Annotated in this window: 15 protein-coding genes; 8 read left to right on the forward strand and 7 right to left on the reverse strand. The window is 67.8% G+C overall.

Annotation, left to right across the window (positions count from 1 at the left end; all coding sequences use genetic code 11):
- Nucleotides 1–77: 77 nt before the first annotated feature.
- Both trpD and D9T14_RS08220 read right to left on the reverse strand, forming a co-directional pair.
- Nucleotides 78–1,127, reverse strand: coding sequence for an anthranilate phosphoribosyltransferase (gene trpD / locus D9T14_RS08215; protein ID WP_119161721.1), 1,050 nt, complete (start codon nt 1,125–1,127; stop codon nt 78–80).
- On the reverse strand, nt 1,127–1,642 hold the full coding sequence (locus tag D9T14_RS08220; RefSeq protein WP_119161722.1) for a DNA-binding transcriptional response regulator: 516 nt from the start codon (nt 1,640–1,642) through the stop codon (nt 1,127–1,129). The genes trpD and D9T14_RS08220 overlap by 1 nt, the downstream gene beginning before the upstream one ends.
- A gap of 173 nt (nt 1,643–1,815) precedes the next feature.
- Between D9T14_RS08220 and D9T14_RS08225 the strand changes: the two genes are divergently transcribed.
- Nucleotides 1,816–3,279: a GuaB1 family IMP dehydrogenase-related protein gene (locus D9T14_RS08225; protein WP_119161755.1), complete on the forward strand. Its 1,464-nt coding sequence runs from the start codon at nt 1,816–1,818 to the stop codon at nt 3,277–3,279.
- A gap of 86 nt (nt 3,280–3,365) precedes the next feature.
- Here D9T14_RS08225 and D9T14_RS08230 read toward each other — a convergent pair whose 3' ends face one another.
- The 3 genes from D9T14_RS08230 to D9T14_RS08240 form a co-directional block, all read right to left on the reverse strand.
- On the reverse strand, nt 3,366–3,716 hold the full coding sequence (locus tag D9T14_RS08230) for a HesB/IscA family protein (protein WP_119161756.1): 351 nt from the start codon (nt 3,714–3,716) through the stop codon (nt 3,366–3,368).
- An 81-nt stretch (nt 3,717–3,797) separates the two neighbouring features.
- On the reverse strand, nt 3,798–4,691 hold the full coding sequence (locus tag D9T14_RS08235) for a glycerate kinase (RefSeq protein WP_119161723.1): 894 nt from the start codon (nt 4,689–4,691) through the stop codon (nt 3,798–3,800).
- Between the two features lie 92 nt (nt 4,692–4,783).
- Complete coding sequence (locus D9T14_RS08240) at nt 4,784–5,578, reverse strand: PspA/IM30 family protein (protein WP_119161724.1); 795 nt, start codon at nt 5,576–5,578, stop codon at nt 4,784–4,786.
- A 244-nt stretch (nt 5,579–5,822) separates the two neighbouring features.
- Here D9T14_RS08240 and D9T14_RS08245 point away from each other — a divergent pair, with 244 nt between their 5' ends.
- From D9T14_RS08245 to sucB, 3 genes are all read left to right on the forward strand, one after another.
- A complete protein-coding gene (locus D9T14_RS08245) occupies nt 5,823–6,410 on the forward strand; it encodes a DUF3043 domain-containing protein (RefSeq protein WP_170175665.1) in 588 nt (195 codons plus the stop codon).
- Nucleotides 6,410–6,634 carry a hypothetical protein gene (locus D9T14_RS08250; RefSeq protein ID WP_119161726.1) on the forward strand — a complete coding sequence of 75 codons (225 nt, stop codon included), beginning with the start codon at nt 6,410–6,412 and terminating at the stop codon, nt 6,632–6,634. The genes D9T14_RS08245 and D9T14_RS08250 overlap by 1 nt, the downstream gene beginning before the upstream one ends.
- Before the next feature lie 267 nt (nt 6,635–6,901).
- A complete protein-coding gene (sucB, locus tag D9T14_RS08255) occupies nt 6,902–8,554 on the forward strand; it encodes a 2-oxoglutarate dehydrogenase, E2 component, dihydrolipoamide succinyltransferase (protein WP_119161727.1) in 1,653 nt (550 codons plus the stop codon).
- A gap of 167 nt (nt 8,555–8,721) precedes the next feature.
- Here sucB and D9T14_RS08260 read toward each other — a convergent pair whose 3' ends face one another.
- Nucleotides 8,722–9,810, reverse strand: coding sequence for a glycerol dehydrogenase (locus D9T14_RS08260; RefSeq protein WP_119161728.1), 1,089 nt, complete (start codon nt 9,808–9,810; stop codon nt 8,722–8,724).
- A gap of 357 nt (nt 9,811–10,167) precedes the next feature.
- Here D9T14_RS08260 and D9T14_RS08265 point away from each other — a divergent pair, with 357 nt between their 5' ends.
- From D9T14_RS08265 to D9T14_RS08280, 4 genes are all read left to right on the forward strand, one after another.
- Complete coding sequence (locus D9T14_RS08265; protein ID WP_119161757.1) at nt 10,168–10,929, forward strand: DUF4191 domain-containing protein; 762 nt, start codon at nt 10,168–10,170, stop codon at nt 10,927–10,929.
- A 43-nt stretch (nt 10,930–10,972) separates the two neighbouring features.
- Nucleotides 10,973–12,763 carry an ABC-F family ATP-binding cassette domain-containing protein gene (locus D9T14_RS08270; RefSeq protein ID WP_374955788.1) on the forward strand — a complete coding sequence of 597 codons (1,791 nt, stop codon included), beginning with the start codon at nt 10,973–10,975 and terminating at the stop codon, nt 12,761–12,763.
- A gap of 474 nt (nt 12,764–13,237) precedes the next feature.
- Nucleotides 13,238–14,209: an asparaginase gene (locus tag D9T14_RS08275; RefSeq protein WP_119161758.1), complete on the forward strand. Its 972-nt coding sequence runs from the start codon at nt 13,238–13,240 to the stop codon at nt 14,207–14,209.
- 28 nt (nt 14,210–14,237) lie between these two features.
- Nucleotides 14,238–15,125: a polysaccharide deacetylase family protein gene (locus tag D9T14_RS08280; protein ID WP_119161759.1), complete on the forward strand. Its 888-nt coding sequence runs from the start codon at nt 14,238–14,240 to the stop codon at nt 15,123–15,125.
- 471 nt (nt 15,126–15,596) lie between these two features.
- Here the strand turns inward: D9T14_RS08280 and D9T14_RS08285 are convergent, their stop codons facing one another.
- Complete coding sequence (locus D9T14_RS08285) at nt 15,597–17,066, reverse strand: ABC transporter ATP-binding protein (protein WP_119161730.1); 1,470 nt, start codon at nt 17,064–17,066, stop codon at nt 15,597–15,599.
- Nucleotides 17,067–17,072 lie beyond the last annotated feature (6 nt).

The raw sequence follows: 17,072 nt of genomic DNA on the forward strand, positions 1-17,072 counted from the left end.
GACGGCCCACATCCCGGAGCACGACCGGCCAGGACCAGGGAACCTCCTGGCCGGCAGGTGCCGAGTCCGCCGCGGGCTCAGTCGCCGGCGTGCGCCCTGGTGGCGGCGACCCACCTGTCGAGCAGCGCGGCGGCTCGGCCGTCGTCGATGACCCGGCGGGCCTGCTCGAGGCGGCTGCGCAGCTGATCGGCGATGGGCTCGTCGAAGTCGGGGCCGTCGAACGCCAGCATCGCGGCAGCGGCGTTCAGCGTGACGATGTCACGCACCGGGCCCCGGCTGCCTGCCATGACGTCGTGGACGACACGGGCGTTGTGCTCCGGGTCCCCGCCGACGAGGTCCTCGCGGGCGGCGGGGGCAAGTCCGAGGTCGGCCGGGTCGAGGACGGTGCGTTCGCAGCGGCCGCCGCCGAGGATCCACACGTCCGAGGGCCCGGTGGTGGTGACCTCGTCGAGGCCGTCGGTGCCGTGGAACACGAAACCGCGGTCGCAGCGGTCCGCAAGGACCTGAGCCATGAGCGGTGCGGTCCGCTCGTCGGCGACGCCGAGCGCCTGGGCGCGCGGCCGGGCCGGGTTCGCCAGCGGGCCGAGGAAGTTGAACACGGTCTGCACGCCGAGGGCCCTACGGGTGGGCGCGAGGTGACGCATCGACGCGTGATAACGCTGGGCGAACAGGAAGACGATGCCGGTCTCGGCGAACACGGCCGCCTCCGCCTCGGGCGACAGGTCGATGACGACACCGAGCGCCTCGAGGCACTCGGCCGTGCCGCACATCGAACTGGCAGCGCGGTTGCCGTGCTTGATGACGGGACGGCCGCTGGCGGCCGTGACGATGGAGGCCATCGTCGAGACGTTGACCGTGTTGGCCCGGTCGCCGCCGGTACCGACGACGTCGACGGCCTCGCGCGGCAGTTCCAGCGGCAGGGCCTTGGCGAGCATGCCGGCGGCGAGAGCCGACAGTTCGGCGCTGGTCTCGCCCTTGGCCCGCAGGGCGACGAGGAAGCCGCTCATCTGCTCGGGGCTGGTCTGATTGGACAGCAGCTGATCCATGGCCCACGCGCCGGCCTCGTCGTCGAGGTCGTGACCATTGATGAGTCCGGTGATGAGGTTGGGCCAGGTCAGTCGAGTCATCAAACTGTCATCTCCTTGGGGACGTCGTGTCGGTCATCGAGTCCGTGACGGCTCGACTGGCCCGGGGCGCCGAAGGCCTCGGGCCTCATGGGCATCTGCTTCTTGGCGCGTGCCGTGCGCACCACGTCGGCCACTGTCTGCGGCAGGCGGATGGGGTCGACGGGGTAGGGCGAGATCGCTTCGGCGTTGGACCAGGCGGCAAGCCAGGAGTCGGCGGCGCGGGCCACGAGCAGGACGACGAGGGGCGGGTGCGCGAACTCGTCCTTCATCTGGTGGGCGACGCCCATGCCGCCGGCCGGGACGGCCTCGCCGTCGAGGACGGCGACGTCGTAGTCCTGCTCGTCGAGGGCAGCCCACAGGGCGGGCTGGGTGGCGAACTCGCTGATCTGGAGCTGCGGCAGATCGGAGGCGATGGTCCGCCCGAGGGCGAGACGCACCTGCTCGCGCACGGTGCGGTCGTCGGAGTAGACGATGACCCTCAGGTCTGCGGAGTCGGAACTGGCGCCGTTGCTCATGGAACCGTCCTTGGCTGGTGCACGGAAACTACTGGCACATCGTAACTCCCCTCACGACACCGCCGGGAGCCGCGGCGCCCGGCAGGACGGCCCACGCGGCACCGCGCCGCGCCGTGAGCGGAGGCGAGCCCCCGTGGCGGTGCGCGGCACGGGTGCCCGCATACAATCTGCGGGTGCGTTTCCTCAACCAGCAGCCGGCCTACGACCTGACGTACAACGACGTCTTCATGGCGCCGAATCGTTCCAGCGTCCGCTCACGCCACGACGTGGACCTCACCAGCCACGACGGCATCGGCCTGCCGCTGCCGCTCGTCGTCGCCAACATGACGGCCATCAGCGGCCGGCGGATGGCCGAGACGGTGGCACGCCGGGGCGGCATCGCGATCCTTCCCCAGGACATCCCCGTCGACTTCGTCGTCAAGGCGATCACCCGGGTCAAGGCCTCCCCCACCAGGTTCGAGACGCCGGTGGTGCTCGACCCGACGGCGACCGTCGGCGAGGCCCTCGCCCTCATCCCGAAACGTGCCCATGGCACGGCCGTCGTCATCGACGACGGCGACCATCCGATCGGCCTGTTCTCGACGGCCGATGGCATCGGCGTGGATCGTTTCGCCCAGGTCCATGACGTCATGACGACCGACCTGACCATCATCGACGCCGACGCCGAGCCGCAGCGGGTCTTCGACGTCCTCGCCTCGACCCGCCACCGCCTGGCGATCGGCGTGGACGCCGATGGCGCCCTCGTCGGTGTCATGAGTTCACGTGGTGCCGTGCGCTGCGGCATCTACGCGCCCGCCCTGGACGAGCAGGGCCGGCTCATGATCGGCACCGCCATCGGCATCAGCGGCGACGCGGAGGGCCGGGCCAGGGCACTGCTCGACGCCCACGCCGACGTGCTCGTCATGGACACCGCCCACGGCCACCAGGAACGCATGCTGGACGCCCTGTCCCGGGTCCGCCCGATCCGGGACGCCCACGCGGAGGCCACCGGCGTGCGCGTCCCGATCGTGGCCGGCAACGTCGTCACCGCCCAGGGCACCCTTGACCTCATCGACGCCGGAGCCGACGTCGTCAAGGTCGGCGTGGGCCCCGGCGCCATGTGCACCACCCGGATGCAGACCGGTGTCGGACGCCCCCAGTTCTCGGCCGTCCTCGAGTGCGCCCAGGCCGCGGCGGGCGCCGGCGGCGCCGTCTGGGCCGACGGCGGCGTTCGGCACCCGCGCGACGTGGCGCTCGCCCTCGCCGCCGGCGCCGGCTCGGTGATGATCGGTTCCTGGTTCGCCGGCACGAACGAGTCCACCGGCGAGATACTGACCGACGCCGACGGGCGCCGCTACAAGGAGAGCTTCGGCATGGCCTCGGCCCGTGCGGTGCGCAACCGCACCCGAGCCCAGAGCGCCTACGAACGTGCCCGCGCCTCGCTGTTCGAGGAGGGCATCTCCAGTTCACGCATGTACCTCGACCCGGCACGTCCGGGCGTCGAGGACCTGCTCGACTGGATCACCTCGGGGGTGCGTTCCTCCTGCACCTACGCAGGCGCGCGCTCGCTCGCCGAATTCCATGAGAAGGCCGTCGTCGGCGTGCAGTCCCCCTCCGGCTACGAGGAAGGACGCCCGCTGCCGGTCAGCTGGGCCTGACCGGCGGCGGAGCACGCCAGATGCCGAGTGGGGCCGCGAACAGACGGCTCGGGGCCCCACTCGGCTGCGCGGAACGCGATTCGGAATCAGTGGAAGGAGTCGCCGCAGGCGCAGGTGCTGGCCGCGTTCGGGTTGTCGATCGTGAAGCCCTGCCGCTCGATGGTGTCGGCGTAGTCGATCACGGCGCCGCCGAGGTAGGGGGCGCTCATGCGGTCGACGACCAGGTCGACGCCGTCGTAGTGGTCGACGAGATCGCCCTCGAGCTGCTCGTCGTCGAAGGCCAGACGGTAGCGCAGGCCGGCGCACCCGCCGGGCTGCACCTCGATGCGCAGGGCGAGATCGTCACGGCCCTCGGCGCGCAGCAGTCCAGCGGCCTTGGCGGCTGCGGCGTCGGTGAGCGTCACGCCCGTGGTCTTCTCGGTCGCGGTATCAGTCATGTCGGTCCTCTTCATCGCCTTTGCCAGCGGGATCGTTCCGGGCCTGGCGACAGCCAGCGGGCCCGGCACACCCCCAAGTTTCTACCAGAACCAGCTTCTCGCAAGTGCCAGGCAGCCATCACCGATGTCGCCATCGCCGATGGCGTGAACCGCCTCGATGCCGTTCGCGCGCTGGCCGGCCAGATTCACATGGTTCGTCCTGCTGACGACGACGACGGGCCGGCCCGCCACCGCTGCCCGCTGCGCGACGTAGTCGACGATCGGTCCGCCCCAGGCGTCCACGTCGAAGCTCTCGCAACTGGTGACGACCAGGTCGGCGGCGGCGATCGTGCGGTCCAGGTCGGCGATCTCGCCGAGAGCCTGCGGGCCGGTGAGCACCCGCCCGCCGAGAGCCAGGACGACGGCGCCCGCTCCCCCGCCCGCACCCGAACCGGGCGTGCTCGCCAGGGCCGGTCCGTCAGCGGGGGCGGCCGGGCCGCTGCCGCCGGCGGCCAGCAGCTCCGCCCACGCGCCGAGCATCCTGTCGAGGCTCAGGCGCTGGCCGAGGGGCAGGTCCTCACGCCGGCCGGCCAGCCCCAGCATCCCGGTCAGCACGGCGTCCTGCTCGCCCGACCGGCACAGACCGATGAGCGGGCGCTCGGCCAGGTGGCCGCGGACCCGGTCGATGTCGAGAGCTTCGGCGCCAGATGCCGGGCCGGCCGTACCGACGGCGTCGACGAGCGTGCTCGGCCCGCCTCCGTTCAGGAAGGACCACAGCATGGGGCCACTGTCGTGATCGTGCCCATCGAGCGGGATGAACAGGGTGTTGTCCGGCCCGGCCAGGTTCTCCCTGGCCTGCTGCCAGTCCGACCCGATCTCGGCCAGCGGGACGAGCGCGACCTCGGCACCGAACTCACGCCACGCGCGGCCGATCCTGGCGCCGGCACGCCAGGCGTCGAAGCCGGCCATGGCGCCTGCCGCCACGAGAACTCTCATTGCGTCCGTCCTGCGCCCGATACCACGGATGATCCGGTCACTCAGCAGCCGGCGACCGTGACTCCGCCCTGGGCGGCGTGCAGATCCCCGGCTCAGCCCTGGCCCGGTTCTGCCTGGTCCTGCGGGGCCGGGGCGTCCTGCTGGCCCTGCTCCAGCTGAGCTGCGGGTGCGGCGGGGCCGGCGTCCAGCCCGAGCTGGGTCTTCATGGCGGCGAGCTCGTTCTCGACCGAGGCCGAGGAGGCCATCGCGTCGAGCTCGCGGGAGATGTCGTCCTTGAAGGTGCCGGTGGGGTCGTCGAGCACTCCCGACGCGAGCAGCTCGTCGACGGCGCCGGCACGTGCCTGCAGCTGAGCGGTCTTGTCCTCTGCCCGTGCGACAGCCGCACCGACGTCACCGAGCTCGTCACTCAGACCGGTGAAGGCCTCGTTGACGCGAGTCTGGGCCTCGGCCGCGGAGTACTGCGCCTTGATGGTCTCCTTCTTGGTGCGGAAGGCGTCGACGCGGGCCTGCAGCTGGGTGCTGGCGCGAACGAGCTTCTCCTCCTCCTCGGCCAGCGCGGCGTGCTGACTCTGGAGATCGTCGAGCTGGGCCTGCAGACCGGACTTGCGGGTCAGGGCCTCACGGGCGAGGTCCTCCCTGCCCTGGGAGAGCGCGCGCTGGGCCGCGACGGTGAGCTTGTCCATCTCCTGACCGAGCTGGTTGCCCTGGATCTCGACACGCTTGCGGCTGGTCGCCACGTCGGCGACGCCCCTGCGCACCTTCTGCAGCAGTTCCAGCTGACGCTGGTAGGAGTAGTCGAGGGTCTCACGAGGGTCCTCGTGCTTGTCGAGGGCCTTGTGCGCCTTCGACCTGAAGATCATGGCGAGCCGTTCGAAGATTCCTGCCATCTGTCGTCGATCCTTCCGCTGCGTTGCCCTGCGCATGGATGCGCTGCGGGCCAAAACATCTCAAGCCTATTGCCTGAGGGGTGGGATGGGCATCATCTTGCCATTCGGAGCGGGGCGATCCCAGGGCCGGGAGGGATCTGCCCCAGGGAGGGGAGGGGTCCGCGCAGAGCTCGGGGCCTCTTGAACGAGTCCTCGCCGGTCAGCCTAGAATCGGTTCCCAGGAATCACGACGAAAGGGCACCCTGTGGCATCGCTGCGATCCAAGAAGACGGCCAAGGCTGCCGATGAGGATGTCGTGGACACCGCTGGGGCCGAGACATCCGGCCAGGGTCAGGCCCCCCGCAAGAAGAACGCCCCCACTCCCAGCCGCAAGCAGGCCGAGGCGGCCCGCATGCAGCGCCTGCACCCGGTTCTGACGAAGAAGGAGCAGCGGGCGCGCAACCGAGAGATCGACTACCGTCGGCGCGAAGAGGCATTCCGCACGGCCAGCGCCCGGCCCGAACGCGTGCTGCTGCGCAACAACGTCGACGCGCACTGGTCGGCCTGTGAGTTCGCCTGGCCGGTCGTCCTCATCCTCATCGCCGCCATGCTGGCCACCCAGTGGCTGCCGTGGCTCTCGGTCGTCTCCAGCCTCGGTATCTGGGTCTACTTCCTCGTGTGCGGCGTGGACGTCCTCCTCCGCTGGCGCTCCTACAAGAAGGAGGCCTATGCCCGCATCCCGGGGTTCAACCCGAAGGGCAAGCGTCTGGTCTCCGAGATGATGTCCCGAATGATCACCCTGCGCCGCTTCCGCAACCCGGGCTGCGCCGTCAAGCGAGGGGAGAAGTACTGATGAGTTTCCGCTGGGAGGAGGAGCTCGAACCGGAGGCCGAGCTCAGCGAGGACGAACGTCACGGTCTCGGTCTGGGGCGCGAGTTCGACACCCGGGAGGACGCCGAGTCCTGGCTCGGCGAGAGCTTCGACGAGCTGGCCGACTACGGGGTGGCCTCCGTCAGCCTGTACGAGGACGACGAGCTCGTCTACGGGCCGATGGGGCTCGGCAAGCAGGAGGAGTGAACCGGACATCGGGAACGTGAGGCCCGGCCCGTGTCGCACCGGTCCGTGCCGCAGGGGCAGGATCGGTCTGTTCCAAGGCCAGTCCGACGTGCGGTGGGACGGTCAGCGGCCCTGTTCGCTCAAGGCATGGCCGCGGGATCGGGCCCGGGCCCTCGCAGGATCGGCACGCCCCTGGCTTTGGGGTTAGGCTGACCGCAGGGATGCCATCGGAACGATTCCGGTGGTCGATCCTCTCCAAGAACTCTGACGAAGGAGTCCGGTAGAACCATGTCGACCGAAGTCACTCTCCCCACGCTGGGCGAAAGCGTAAACGAGGCCACCGTCTCCCGTTGGCTCAAGGAGGTGGGCGAGCACGTCGACGCAGACGAAGCCCTGCTGGAAGTCAGCACCGACAAGGTCGACACCGAGGTCCCCTCCCCCGTGGCCGGAACCCTCCTCGAGATCCGCTTCGCCGAGGACGAGACCGCCCCAGTCGGCGCCGTCCTCGCCATCGTCGGCGAGCCCTCCGAGGCCCCCCAGCCCCCCGCCGAAACACCAGCGCCCGCACCGGCGCCAGCAGCCCCGGCCCCCGCCGAGACACCGGCCCCGACACCAGCAGCACCCGCCGCCCCGACAGCAGCCGGCACCGAGGTGACCCTGCCGAGTCTGGGCGAGTCGGTGAACGAGGCCACCGTCTCCCGTTGGCTCAAGGAGGTGGGCGAGCACGTCGACGCAGACGAAGCCCTGCTGGAAGTCAGCACCGACAAGGTCGACACCGAGGTCCCCTCCCCCGTGGCCGGAACCCTCCTCGAGATCCGCTTCGCCGAGGACGAGACCGCCCCAGTCGGCGCCGTCCTCGCCATCGTCGGCGAGCCCTCCGAGGCCCCCCAGCCCCCCGCCGCAGCACCAGCGCCCGCACCGGCGCCAGCAGCCCCGGCCCCCGCCGAGACACCGGCCCCGACACCAGCAGCACCCGCCGCCCCGGCACCAGCCCCGGCCCCTCGCGCCACCCTGCCCGAGTTCGAGGGCTATGTCACCCCGCTGGTGCGCAAGCTGGCTCGCGACAACGGAATCGACCTGGCCGGGCTCAAGGGCACCGGCGTCGGCGGCCGTATCCGCAAGCAGGACGTCGAGGATGCGATCGAGGCCAAGAAGGCCGCGGCAGCTGCTCCGGCGCCTGCCGCCGCCAAGGCCCCGGCCCCAGAGGCCGCCAAGCAGGGCACCACCGAGAAGATGACGAAACTGCGCTCGATCGTCGCCGCCCGCATGCGCGACTCGCTGCAGATCTCGGCCCAGCTCACCGCGACCGTCGAGGTCGACCTGTCGGCCGTCACCCGGGTGCGTGCCGGTGCCAGGGACGAGTTCCGCAAGCGCGAGGGCGTGGGCCTGACCTACCTCGCCTTCATCACGAAGGCCGCCACCGAGGCCCTGCGCGAATATCCGAAGGTGAATGCCAGCATCGACACGGAGGCCGGCACGATCACCTACCACGACTCGGAGGACATCGGCATCGCCGTCGACACCCCTCGGGGTCTCATGGTGCCCGTCATCAGGGGCGCCGGTGATCTCAACGTCGGAGGGATCGCCAAGAGGATCGGTGACCTGGCCGCTCGTGCCCGGGACAACAAGATCGGCCCCGATGAGCTCAGTGGCGCCACCTTCACGATCACGAACTACGGTTCCACCGGCACCCTGTTCGACACCCCGATCATCAACCAGCCCAATGTGGCGATCCTGGGCACCGGTGCGATGGTCAAGCGGCCGGTCGTCGTCACCGACGGTTTCGGCAACGACACCATCGCGATCCGCCCGATGATGTACCTGTCGCTGACCTACGACCATCGTCTCGTCGACGGCGCCGACGCCAGCCGTTTCCTGTCGGCCGTCAAGGCCCGCCTCGAGGCGGGCGATTTCGGCGGCGAGTTCGGTCTGGCCCAGTGAGCACGGGCGGCGCCCGGTGACCCGGGCCTGCCCGAGAACCCCGGACGCGGGGCGGTGAGATTCCTCACCGCCCCGCGTCGTCGTTGGATGGGCCGTCGGTCACGTGTCGTGCGCCGGTGGGTCCGCGGGGGCCGCGGCCCAGGAGTCCGGCGGCATCGTCTCAGGGGTTACTCCACCGCCGCGCTGAGGGCATCGGCGGCGCGGAGAGCGGCGAACACGTCGTACGGGCTCACCACGAAGGGCATGTTGCCCATGGTGTCCTCCGGTGCGCACGCCGCCTCGGCGACCCTCATGAGCTCGTCGTCGCTCACGCCGTCCAGACCGATGTCGGCGAGACGGGTGGGCAGGCCGACGGTGCGGCAGAACCGCACGATCTGCTCGAACTCCTCACGTGGCGCGGCCTCGAGGACGAGCTGGGCGAGGGTGCCGTAGGCGACCTTCTCGCCGTGGAGCTGCTGGTGGGTCCGCTCCAGCGCCGTGAGCCCGTTGTGAATGGCGTGGGCGCCGGCCAGACCGGAGGACTCGAAACCGATCCCGGACAGCAGCGTGTTGGCCTCCACCACGGCCTCGAAGGCCCTCGTGATGACGCCCTGCTGCCCGGCGATCCGCGCCTCGTTGCCCTGGTCGAGCAGGGTGTCGAGGCACAGCCTGCTCAGCGCGTGGGCCGCATTGGTGGAGCGTCCGCCTGCCATCGTCTGCGCATCGGCCCGGCGACAGGCGTCGGCCTCGTAGTAGGTGGCGAGGGCGTCCCCCATGCCGGCCACGAGGAAACGCACCGGTGCGTGCACGATGATGTCGAGGTCCATGACGACCATCACCGGGTTGGCCGGCAGGAACAGATAGGACTCGAACGCCCCGTCGGGGGTGTAGACCACGCTGAGACGCGAGCAGGGGGCATCGGTGGAGGCCGTGGTCGGGGCGATGATGACGGGCAGACCCGCGTAGTGGGCGACCGCCTTCGCCGTGTCCAGGGTCTTGCCGCCGCCGATGCCGATGACGACGTCGCACTGGCGGACCGGTTCCGCGTGCCGGTCGAACTCCTCGCGCGAGCACTCCCCGCCGAACACCGCGAGGGTGCAGGACAGGCCGGCCGGTTCGAAGGAGGCGGTGATCCGGGTGTTGTAGGTGGCGTTCACGAAGGGCCCGACGATGAGATAGGCGCTCGTGGCGCCGATGCTCTGACAGTACCGGGCGAGATTGGCCATCTCGCCCCGGCCCTGAACATAGCTGCCGGGGGAAACAAGAGTTCTGGTCATGGTGTGTCCTGCCTGTCGCCGTTGACATGCCGCTGACGATGACCGCGCCATGGCGCGCACGGTCGTCGCCGTCAGCCTAGGAAGCGGCTTCGCGGGGCGTCAATGCCGGGTTCCGCCAGGACCCGGGGCTGCGGCATCGAACGGGAACGCTCTGCTTCCCATCGCGGGCACGCTGCACGGCCCTGAGCCGCCCCGGGGCAGGCGCTCCCGCCCCCTCTCGCCGCCCGCGGCTCCCCGCCCGAACGATCTTCGGGAGCGACTGCGTGCTGGACTAGAATGGCGCGGTACGACCGTTCGCGCCGCACCGCAGGCGGCGAGGGGCGCGGCACCACCCGGGACGACGGCGAGGAGACGGACATGGCGAGCGAGCGGGCCAAGGAACTGGCCAGGAAGCAGAAGGCCGAGGCCAAGGCCCTCAAGGAAGCCAGGAAGCACTCCGACAACCCCTCCGACTGGGGTACCGTCCGCCAGCTGCGCGAGACGTACAAGCTCGCTGCGCAGTACAAGTCCTCGACCCCGTGGATCCTGCTGGCCTGCATCCTCGGCTGCACCGCCGTCGGCGTCGTCCTCGGCCTGCAGTTCGGCTGGCTGGTGATGTGGATCCTCCTCGGCGTCTTCGGTGGCCTCACACTCGCCCTCTACGTGATGCAGCGCATCGTGAAGAAGGCCGCGTTCGCCCGCGCCGTCGACCAGCCCGGCGGCGGCGAGATGGCCCTGAGCATGCTCGACAAGAAGAAGTGGCACTACACCGCCGCCGTCGCCGTCGACCGCCAGATGAACTGCGTGCACCGTGCCGTGGGCCCGGGCGGCCTCATCCTCATCGGCGACGGCAAGGGGGCGCACAATCTGCTCGGCGCCGAGGCGAAGCGCTACAAGCAGGTGCTCTACGGCGTCGAGGTGCAGACCATCATGATCGGCGACAAGAAGGGCCAGGTGCGGCTCGAGGACCTCACCGCCCACATCAAGAAGCTCCCCAAGACCCTCAACAAGGAGCAGATCGAGGAGATCGCCTACCGTCTCAAGGGCCTCGACCGGATGCACTCACGTGTCCCGATGCCCAAGGGCCCCATCCCCACCAGCGGCAACATGAAGGTGTCCCGCCGCGCCATGCGCGGATGAGCCGCCGAGCGACCGCTGCCGTGTCCCCAGCCGGGGGCCGGCGCTGATGGGCGCGCACCTGCTGGGCGCGGAGGACCTGCACCTGGAGTACCCCACCCGGGTCGTCCTCGACCAGGTGACGCTCGGGGTCAACGAGGGCGACCGCATCGGCATCGTCGGTCGCAACGGCGACGGCAAATCCAGCCTGCTGGGACTGCTCGCCGGCACCATCACACCCCAGGACGGCCAGGTCACCCACCGCAACGGCCTGCGGGTGGGCATGCTGTCCCAGTCCGACGGGCTGAACCCCGCCGAGAGCGTCGGCCACGCCATCGTCGGCGACCGCGCCGAGTACGAGTGGGCCGGGCAGGCTCGCATCCGCGGCGTCATCGCCGGGCTGGTGTCCGACCTGGACTGGCACGCGCCGATCGGGGACCTCAGCGGGGGCCAGCGCCGCCGCGTCGAACTCGCGGCGCTGCTCGTGGGCGAGTGGGACCTGCTGATCCTCGACGAACCCACCAACCACCTCGACGTCGAGGCGATCACCTGGCTGGCCGGGCACGTCACGCACCGCTGGCCGCCGAACGCCGGTGGCCTGCTCGTCGTCACCCATGACCGCTGGTTCCTCGACGAGGTCTGCACCGCCACATGGGAGGTGCACGACGGCATCGTCGAGCCCTTCGAGGGCGGCTACGCGGCCTACGTCCTGGCCCGCGTCGAGCGCGACCGCATCGCGGCGGCCACCGAGGCCAAACGGCAGAACCTCATGCGCAAGGAACTCGCCTGGCTGCGCCGCGGCGCCCCGGCCCGCACGTCCAAGCCCAAGTTCCGCATCGAGGCCGCCAATGCGCTCATCGCGGACGTGCCGCCCGTGCGCAACCCGCTGGAGTTGCAGCGCCTGGCGGTCGCCCGGCTGGGCAAGGACGTCGTCGACCTCGAGGACGCGAGCGTCGACTTCGACGGGCACGAGGTGCTGCACGAGGTCACCTGGCGCATCGGGCCGGGCGAGCGCACCGGCATCCTCGGGGTGAACGGCGCCGGCAAGTCCACCCTGCTGGGCCTGATCAGCGGCGCGCTGGAACCGACGAGCGGTCGCGTCCGGCGCGGCAAGACCGTCAGGGTCGGCATCCTCGACCAGCAGTTCCGCCAGCTCGCCGAGATCGCCGGGGACCGGGTCCGCGATGTGCTGGCGCGCACCCGCACGACCTTCCGCGTCGACGGCCGCGAGCTGACCCCCGCCCAGCTGCTGGAGCGTCTCGGGTTCGCCCACGAGCACCTGGCCACCCGGGTCGAGGAGCTGAGCGGCGGTCAGAAGCGGCGCCTGCAGATCCTGCTCCTGCTGTTGAGCGAACCGAACGTCATGATCCTGGACGAGCCCACCAACGACGTGGACGCCGACATGCTGGCCGCCCTGGAGGACCTGCTCGACTCCTGGCCGGGCACCCTCATCGTCGTCTCGCACGACCGCTACCTCATCGAGCGGGTCACCGATCAGCAGTACGCGCTGCTCGACGGACGGCTGCGTCATGTGCCCGGTGGCGTCGACGAGTACCTGAGGCTGCGCGCCGACGCGAGGGCCGCCGCGGCCGGCCACACCGAGTCCTCGCCGGGGACGACGGACTTTCCCGGTCCCTCTGGAGCCGAGCTGCGCGCCATGCAGAAGCAGTCGCGGGCCATCGAGCGGCGCATGGACAAGCTGGCGGCGGCCCGGCAGCAGCTGCAGGAGGAGATGGCGGCCACCGACCCGTCCGACTACGAGGCACTGACCCAGCAGGCCGCCCGGCTTCAGGCGATGGACGCCGAGACGGCCGAGCTCGAGGAGCACTGGCTGGAGCTCGCCGAGCTGCTGGGCTGAGAACCCGGCACCGTTCACCATGGCAGGCATCCGGGCCACGTGAGGGCCGCGCACCGGGACCCCACACCGGTCAGCACGCAGGAGGGACCCGGGGACCGGCCCTGGACGGCGGCGGTCACGGCAGGGCACCGATCAGCACGGAGGGACTGGGCCAGAGCACGGCACCAAGCCGGCAACCGACGGGCCCAGCGAGCGCGCCGCCCGACACGTCAGCACACCACGAGGTCTGGGCCGAGACCGCATCATCGCAACCATGGACCTGGGGCCGGCGAGCATCTATCGTGAGATGCAGCGGACCGCTCGGACGATCCGGTGCGGACGGCGGGCACTGCTGGAGTCCTCGCTCGGTCGGCTTCGGCCGGCACGGGAGGGGCGTCCGGCGCCGGACGGGTCGGCAGCACCGGGTCCTCGCGGGTCCGGCATGTCGTGGTCAACGGTGACCACGGTGCGCACTTCCGGCGGGAGGAGCACGACATGTCCCATGTGCGGATCCTCGGCACGGGCGGGACGATCTCGTCCCGGTCCGGTGCAGGCCTCCAGGGGGCCACGGCCAGCGACGACGCCGCCCGGCTCGTGGGCGAGGCAGGCGGCCCGGTCGAGGTGCGCACGACCGACGTCCTGAAGACCGGCAGCTATCTGCTGACGTTCGCCGATCTGCGGGTGCTGCAACGGGCCGTCGCCGAGGCCCTCGCCGACGAGGACTGCGCAGGTGTCGTCATCACCCATGGCACCGACACGATGGAGGAGTCGGCGTTCCTGCTCGACCTGGTGCACGACAGTCCCAAGCCCGTGGTGCTCACCGGCGCCCAGCGCACCGCGGACTCCCCCGCCCCGGACGGGCCGGGCAATCTCAACGACGCGATCACCGTTGCGGCCTCCCCGGCGATGCGCGGCTGCGGCGTACTGATCTGCTTCGCCGGCGAGGTCCGCTCCGCCCGCGGCACCCGGAAGGCCCGCACCTGGTCGCTGTCGGCGTTCGACGGCGGCACCGTGGTGGCCACCGTCCGCGACCAGCAGCTGCACCAGGTCGCCGTCCCCCGCAGGTTCCCGCCGCTGCCCGCTCCGGGTGAACGTTTCGACCGGACCAGGGTCGAGGTCGTGCCCTGCTACCTCGGCGCGACGCCGGGCGTGCTCTCCCACGTGATCGACGAGGGCGCCGACGCGATCGTGCTCGCCGGCACCGGTATCGGCAACGCCGGTATCGGCTTCGGTGAGCAGGTTGAACGCGCCACCAGGGCCCAGATCCCCGTCGTCCTGTCCACCCGGGTGGCATCAGGTCCCACGGTGCCGGTCTACGGCAACGGGGGCGGGGTCGACCTGGTGGACGCCGGCGCGGTCGCCTCCGGCGACCTCAACGCATACCAGGCCCGGATCCTGTCGGCCCTGCTCGTCGCGAACGGGGCATCGGCCGACGGTTTCCGCGAGCAGTTCTACTGCTACGTCTGACACCACGAGTGGACAAGGAGTGATCACCATGTCGAAGAAGATCTACGTGTCGTTCGGCATCGACATCGACGCGGTCGGCGGCTGGCTGGGGTCCTACGGAGGCCAGGACTCCCCCGGCGACATCTCGCGCGGCATGTTCGCCGGAGAGGTCGGCGTGCCACGGCTCCTGAAACTGTTCGAGCAGCAGGAACTGCCCGTCACCTGGTACTGGCCGGGGCACTCGATCGAGACCTTCCCGGAGCAGTTCGACCAGGTTGTCGCCTCCGGCCACGAGATCGGCGTGCACGGCTACTCGCACGAGAACCCGATCGCGATGACCCGCCGCCAGGAGACCGAGATCCTGGACTACTGCACCGACCTGATCGAGAAGCGGTCGGGCACCCGCCCGGTCGGGTACGTGGCGCCGTGGTGGGAGTTCTCCCCCATCACCAACGAACTGCTCGTGGAGCGGGGCTTCCTCTACGACCACTCGCTCATGCACAACGACCACACCCCCTACTACGTCAGGGTGGGTGACACCTGGACGAAGATCGACTACGAGGCCGAGTCGGCCTACGAGTGGATGAAACCGCTCGTCCGGGGCGAGGAGACCGACCTCATCGAGCTGCCGGCGTCGTGGTACCTGGATGACCTGCCGCCGATGATGTTCATCAAGTCGAGCTTCACCAGCCACGGCTTCGTGTCGCCGCGGGACATCAAGCAGCTGTGGACCGACCAGTTCGACTGGGTGCAGCGGGAGATGGACTACGCGGTGTTCCCCATCACGATCCACCCCGACGTGTCGGGCCGCCCGCAGAACCTGCTCATGCTGGAACGGCTCATCGCGCATATGCGTGAGGCCGACGGGGTCGAATTCGCCTACATGAAGGACGTCGCGCTCGACTTCGCGCAGCGCTTCCCCCGCACCACCTCGTGACGACGCGCCGACGTCCGCCGAGAACCGCAGGGTGAATGACCGCCCCAACCGCAGGGCCAGCGTCATCCTGCGGTTCTTGTGTGTCTTTTCACGAAAACCGCAGGACGAGCGCGCCATCAGCCCACGACAGCCCGTTTGGGTATATAACGGACTGGAGCGCTTGGCGCTTTTCGAACAGTGGGTGAAATGATCGTGAGGTAAAATTAGATCATATCAACATCGAAATTATAGTGCTGAATTCAAGGAGGATTATTTAAAACCCTGGTTTTTGGATGATCTTGAAATCTGTTTTACCGGCACTGGTGCGTCGCAGTGAAAGACGAGGACCCGCCCTGAGATTGTCGATTACTAGGTAACTCAATTATCTCTGCAACAGGCCTTCCTTGTGCTCTGGAACTCCGACAAGAACAGCAACAAACCGATCAAACAAAAAGTTTTGCATAACCCTCCATGTGTGGCATATGAAAGCGTTTATCTCACGTTTTCAAAGTAGCAAGACGCAAACTCAATATTTTCATCTGTCCATTCCCCAAAACGGGACACCGCTCCGTTGTCCATAAACACGATATAATCGCAGCAACGAGCTACCAGTTCTGGGTCGTGAGTGATAATCAGTTGCGTTTTCCCCATTTCAGAAAGTCTCTGGATGCACGCAGAGACCTCCTTCATATGCCGATAGTCCAAGCCGCTGGTAGGCTCGTCGTACACGATGATTTCTTTATGGGAAGCAATTGCCCCCGCTATGGCGACGCGCTGCTTCTGTCCACCGGAAAGAGACATGGGGTGCTTATCCTTGTGTGCCAGCAAATCCAACATAGACAGGATGTTTTGAACATACTCTGTCTTTTCTTCTTCCGCTATATCCTTGATGCCAAGCGTTACTTCATCTAGCACGCTTTCGGCAAAGAGCTGATGGTTTACGTCCTGCATAACCATATAGCAGAGTTTCAGTCTCTGCTTTGGCTTATATTCTTTGCCTAGAAAAGCGAAAGTACCGCGCATTTTCTTCTCCAGGCCGCATAAACACCGAGCCAATGTTGTTTTACCTGCGCCATTATCCCCCAACACGGCAGCAACGGCTCCTTTGGGAACCGTCAGGTTTTCAACATGGAGAAGGGCTTTCTTTTTGCCAGTAAAGTAAAAATCCCTAAGCTCCAGCCCCTCCTCCGCTCTGCTCTTTTTCACGAATTGTGGAACAAATCGACTTGTTCCCCTGAGCCCCATTTCATGCAGATCGGGCAGCGGTTTTTTAAAGAAGGCTTCTCCGGTGAACTCCTGTTCAATTTTCCCATCTTTGAAATACAGTACACGGTCTGCAAGAAGGCGAAGCCAATCCAACCGATGCTCCGCTACGATGACGGTCTTCCCCTGTGCTTTCCACAAGCGCAGAATGTCCTCCAATTCATGGATTGTTCCTATGTCCAGATTTGAAGTGGGCTCGTCTAAAACCAATACATCGGGTTGCACAGCATGAACAGAGGCGCAGGCTATTTTCTGTTTTTCACCACCGGACAACGTAAAAAGATTTCTGCCAATCAACGACTCCAAGTGCATTGCAGTCACGGTGGTATCAAAACGACGTAAGATTTCGCGGCGATCCATACCCATATTCTCGCAGGCAAATACAATCTCCGTATCTGTTATCAACGTGTAAAATTGGGCTTTGGGATTCTGGAACACGGAACCAACATATGGTGCCAGCTCGTGCAGCTCGACATCCTCCGGGTTCTTGTTCTCGACCTGAACTTTACCGATAAGCGTACCTTCATAGTAGTTTGGAATCAGCCCATTTATCAATCGGCTGAACGTGGTTTTTCCACTGCCTGATTCTCCGCACAACAGGATGATTTCCCCTTTGGAAATTTGTATGGAATTATCAAGAATTGCCGTACCATTGTCGACATTTTCATAAGTAAAAGATACATTCTCAATCCTTATCAAACGGAA

The sequence above is a fragment of the Propionibacterium australiense genome, assembly GCF_003666605.1.
Lineage (GTDB): Bacteria > Actinomycetota > Actinomycetes > Propionibacteriales > Propionibacteriaceae > Propionibacterium > Propionibacterium australiense.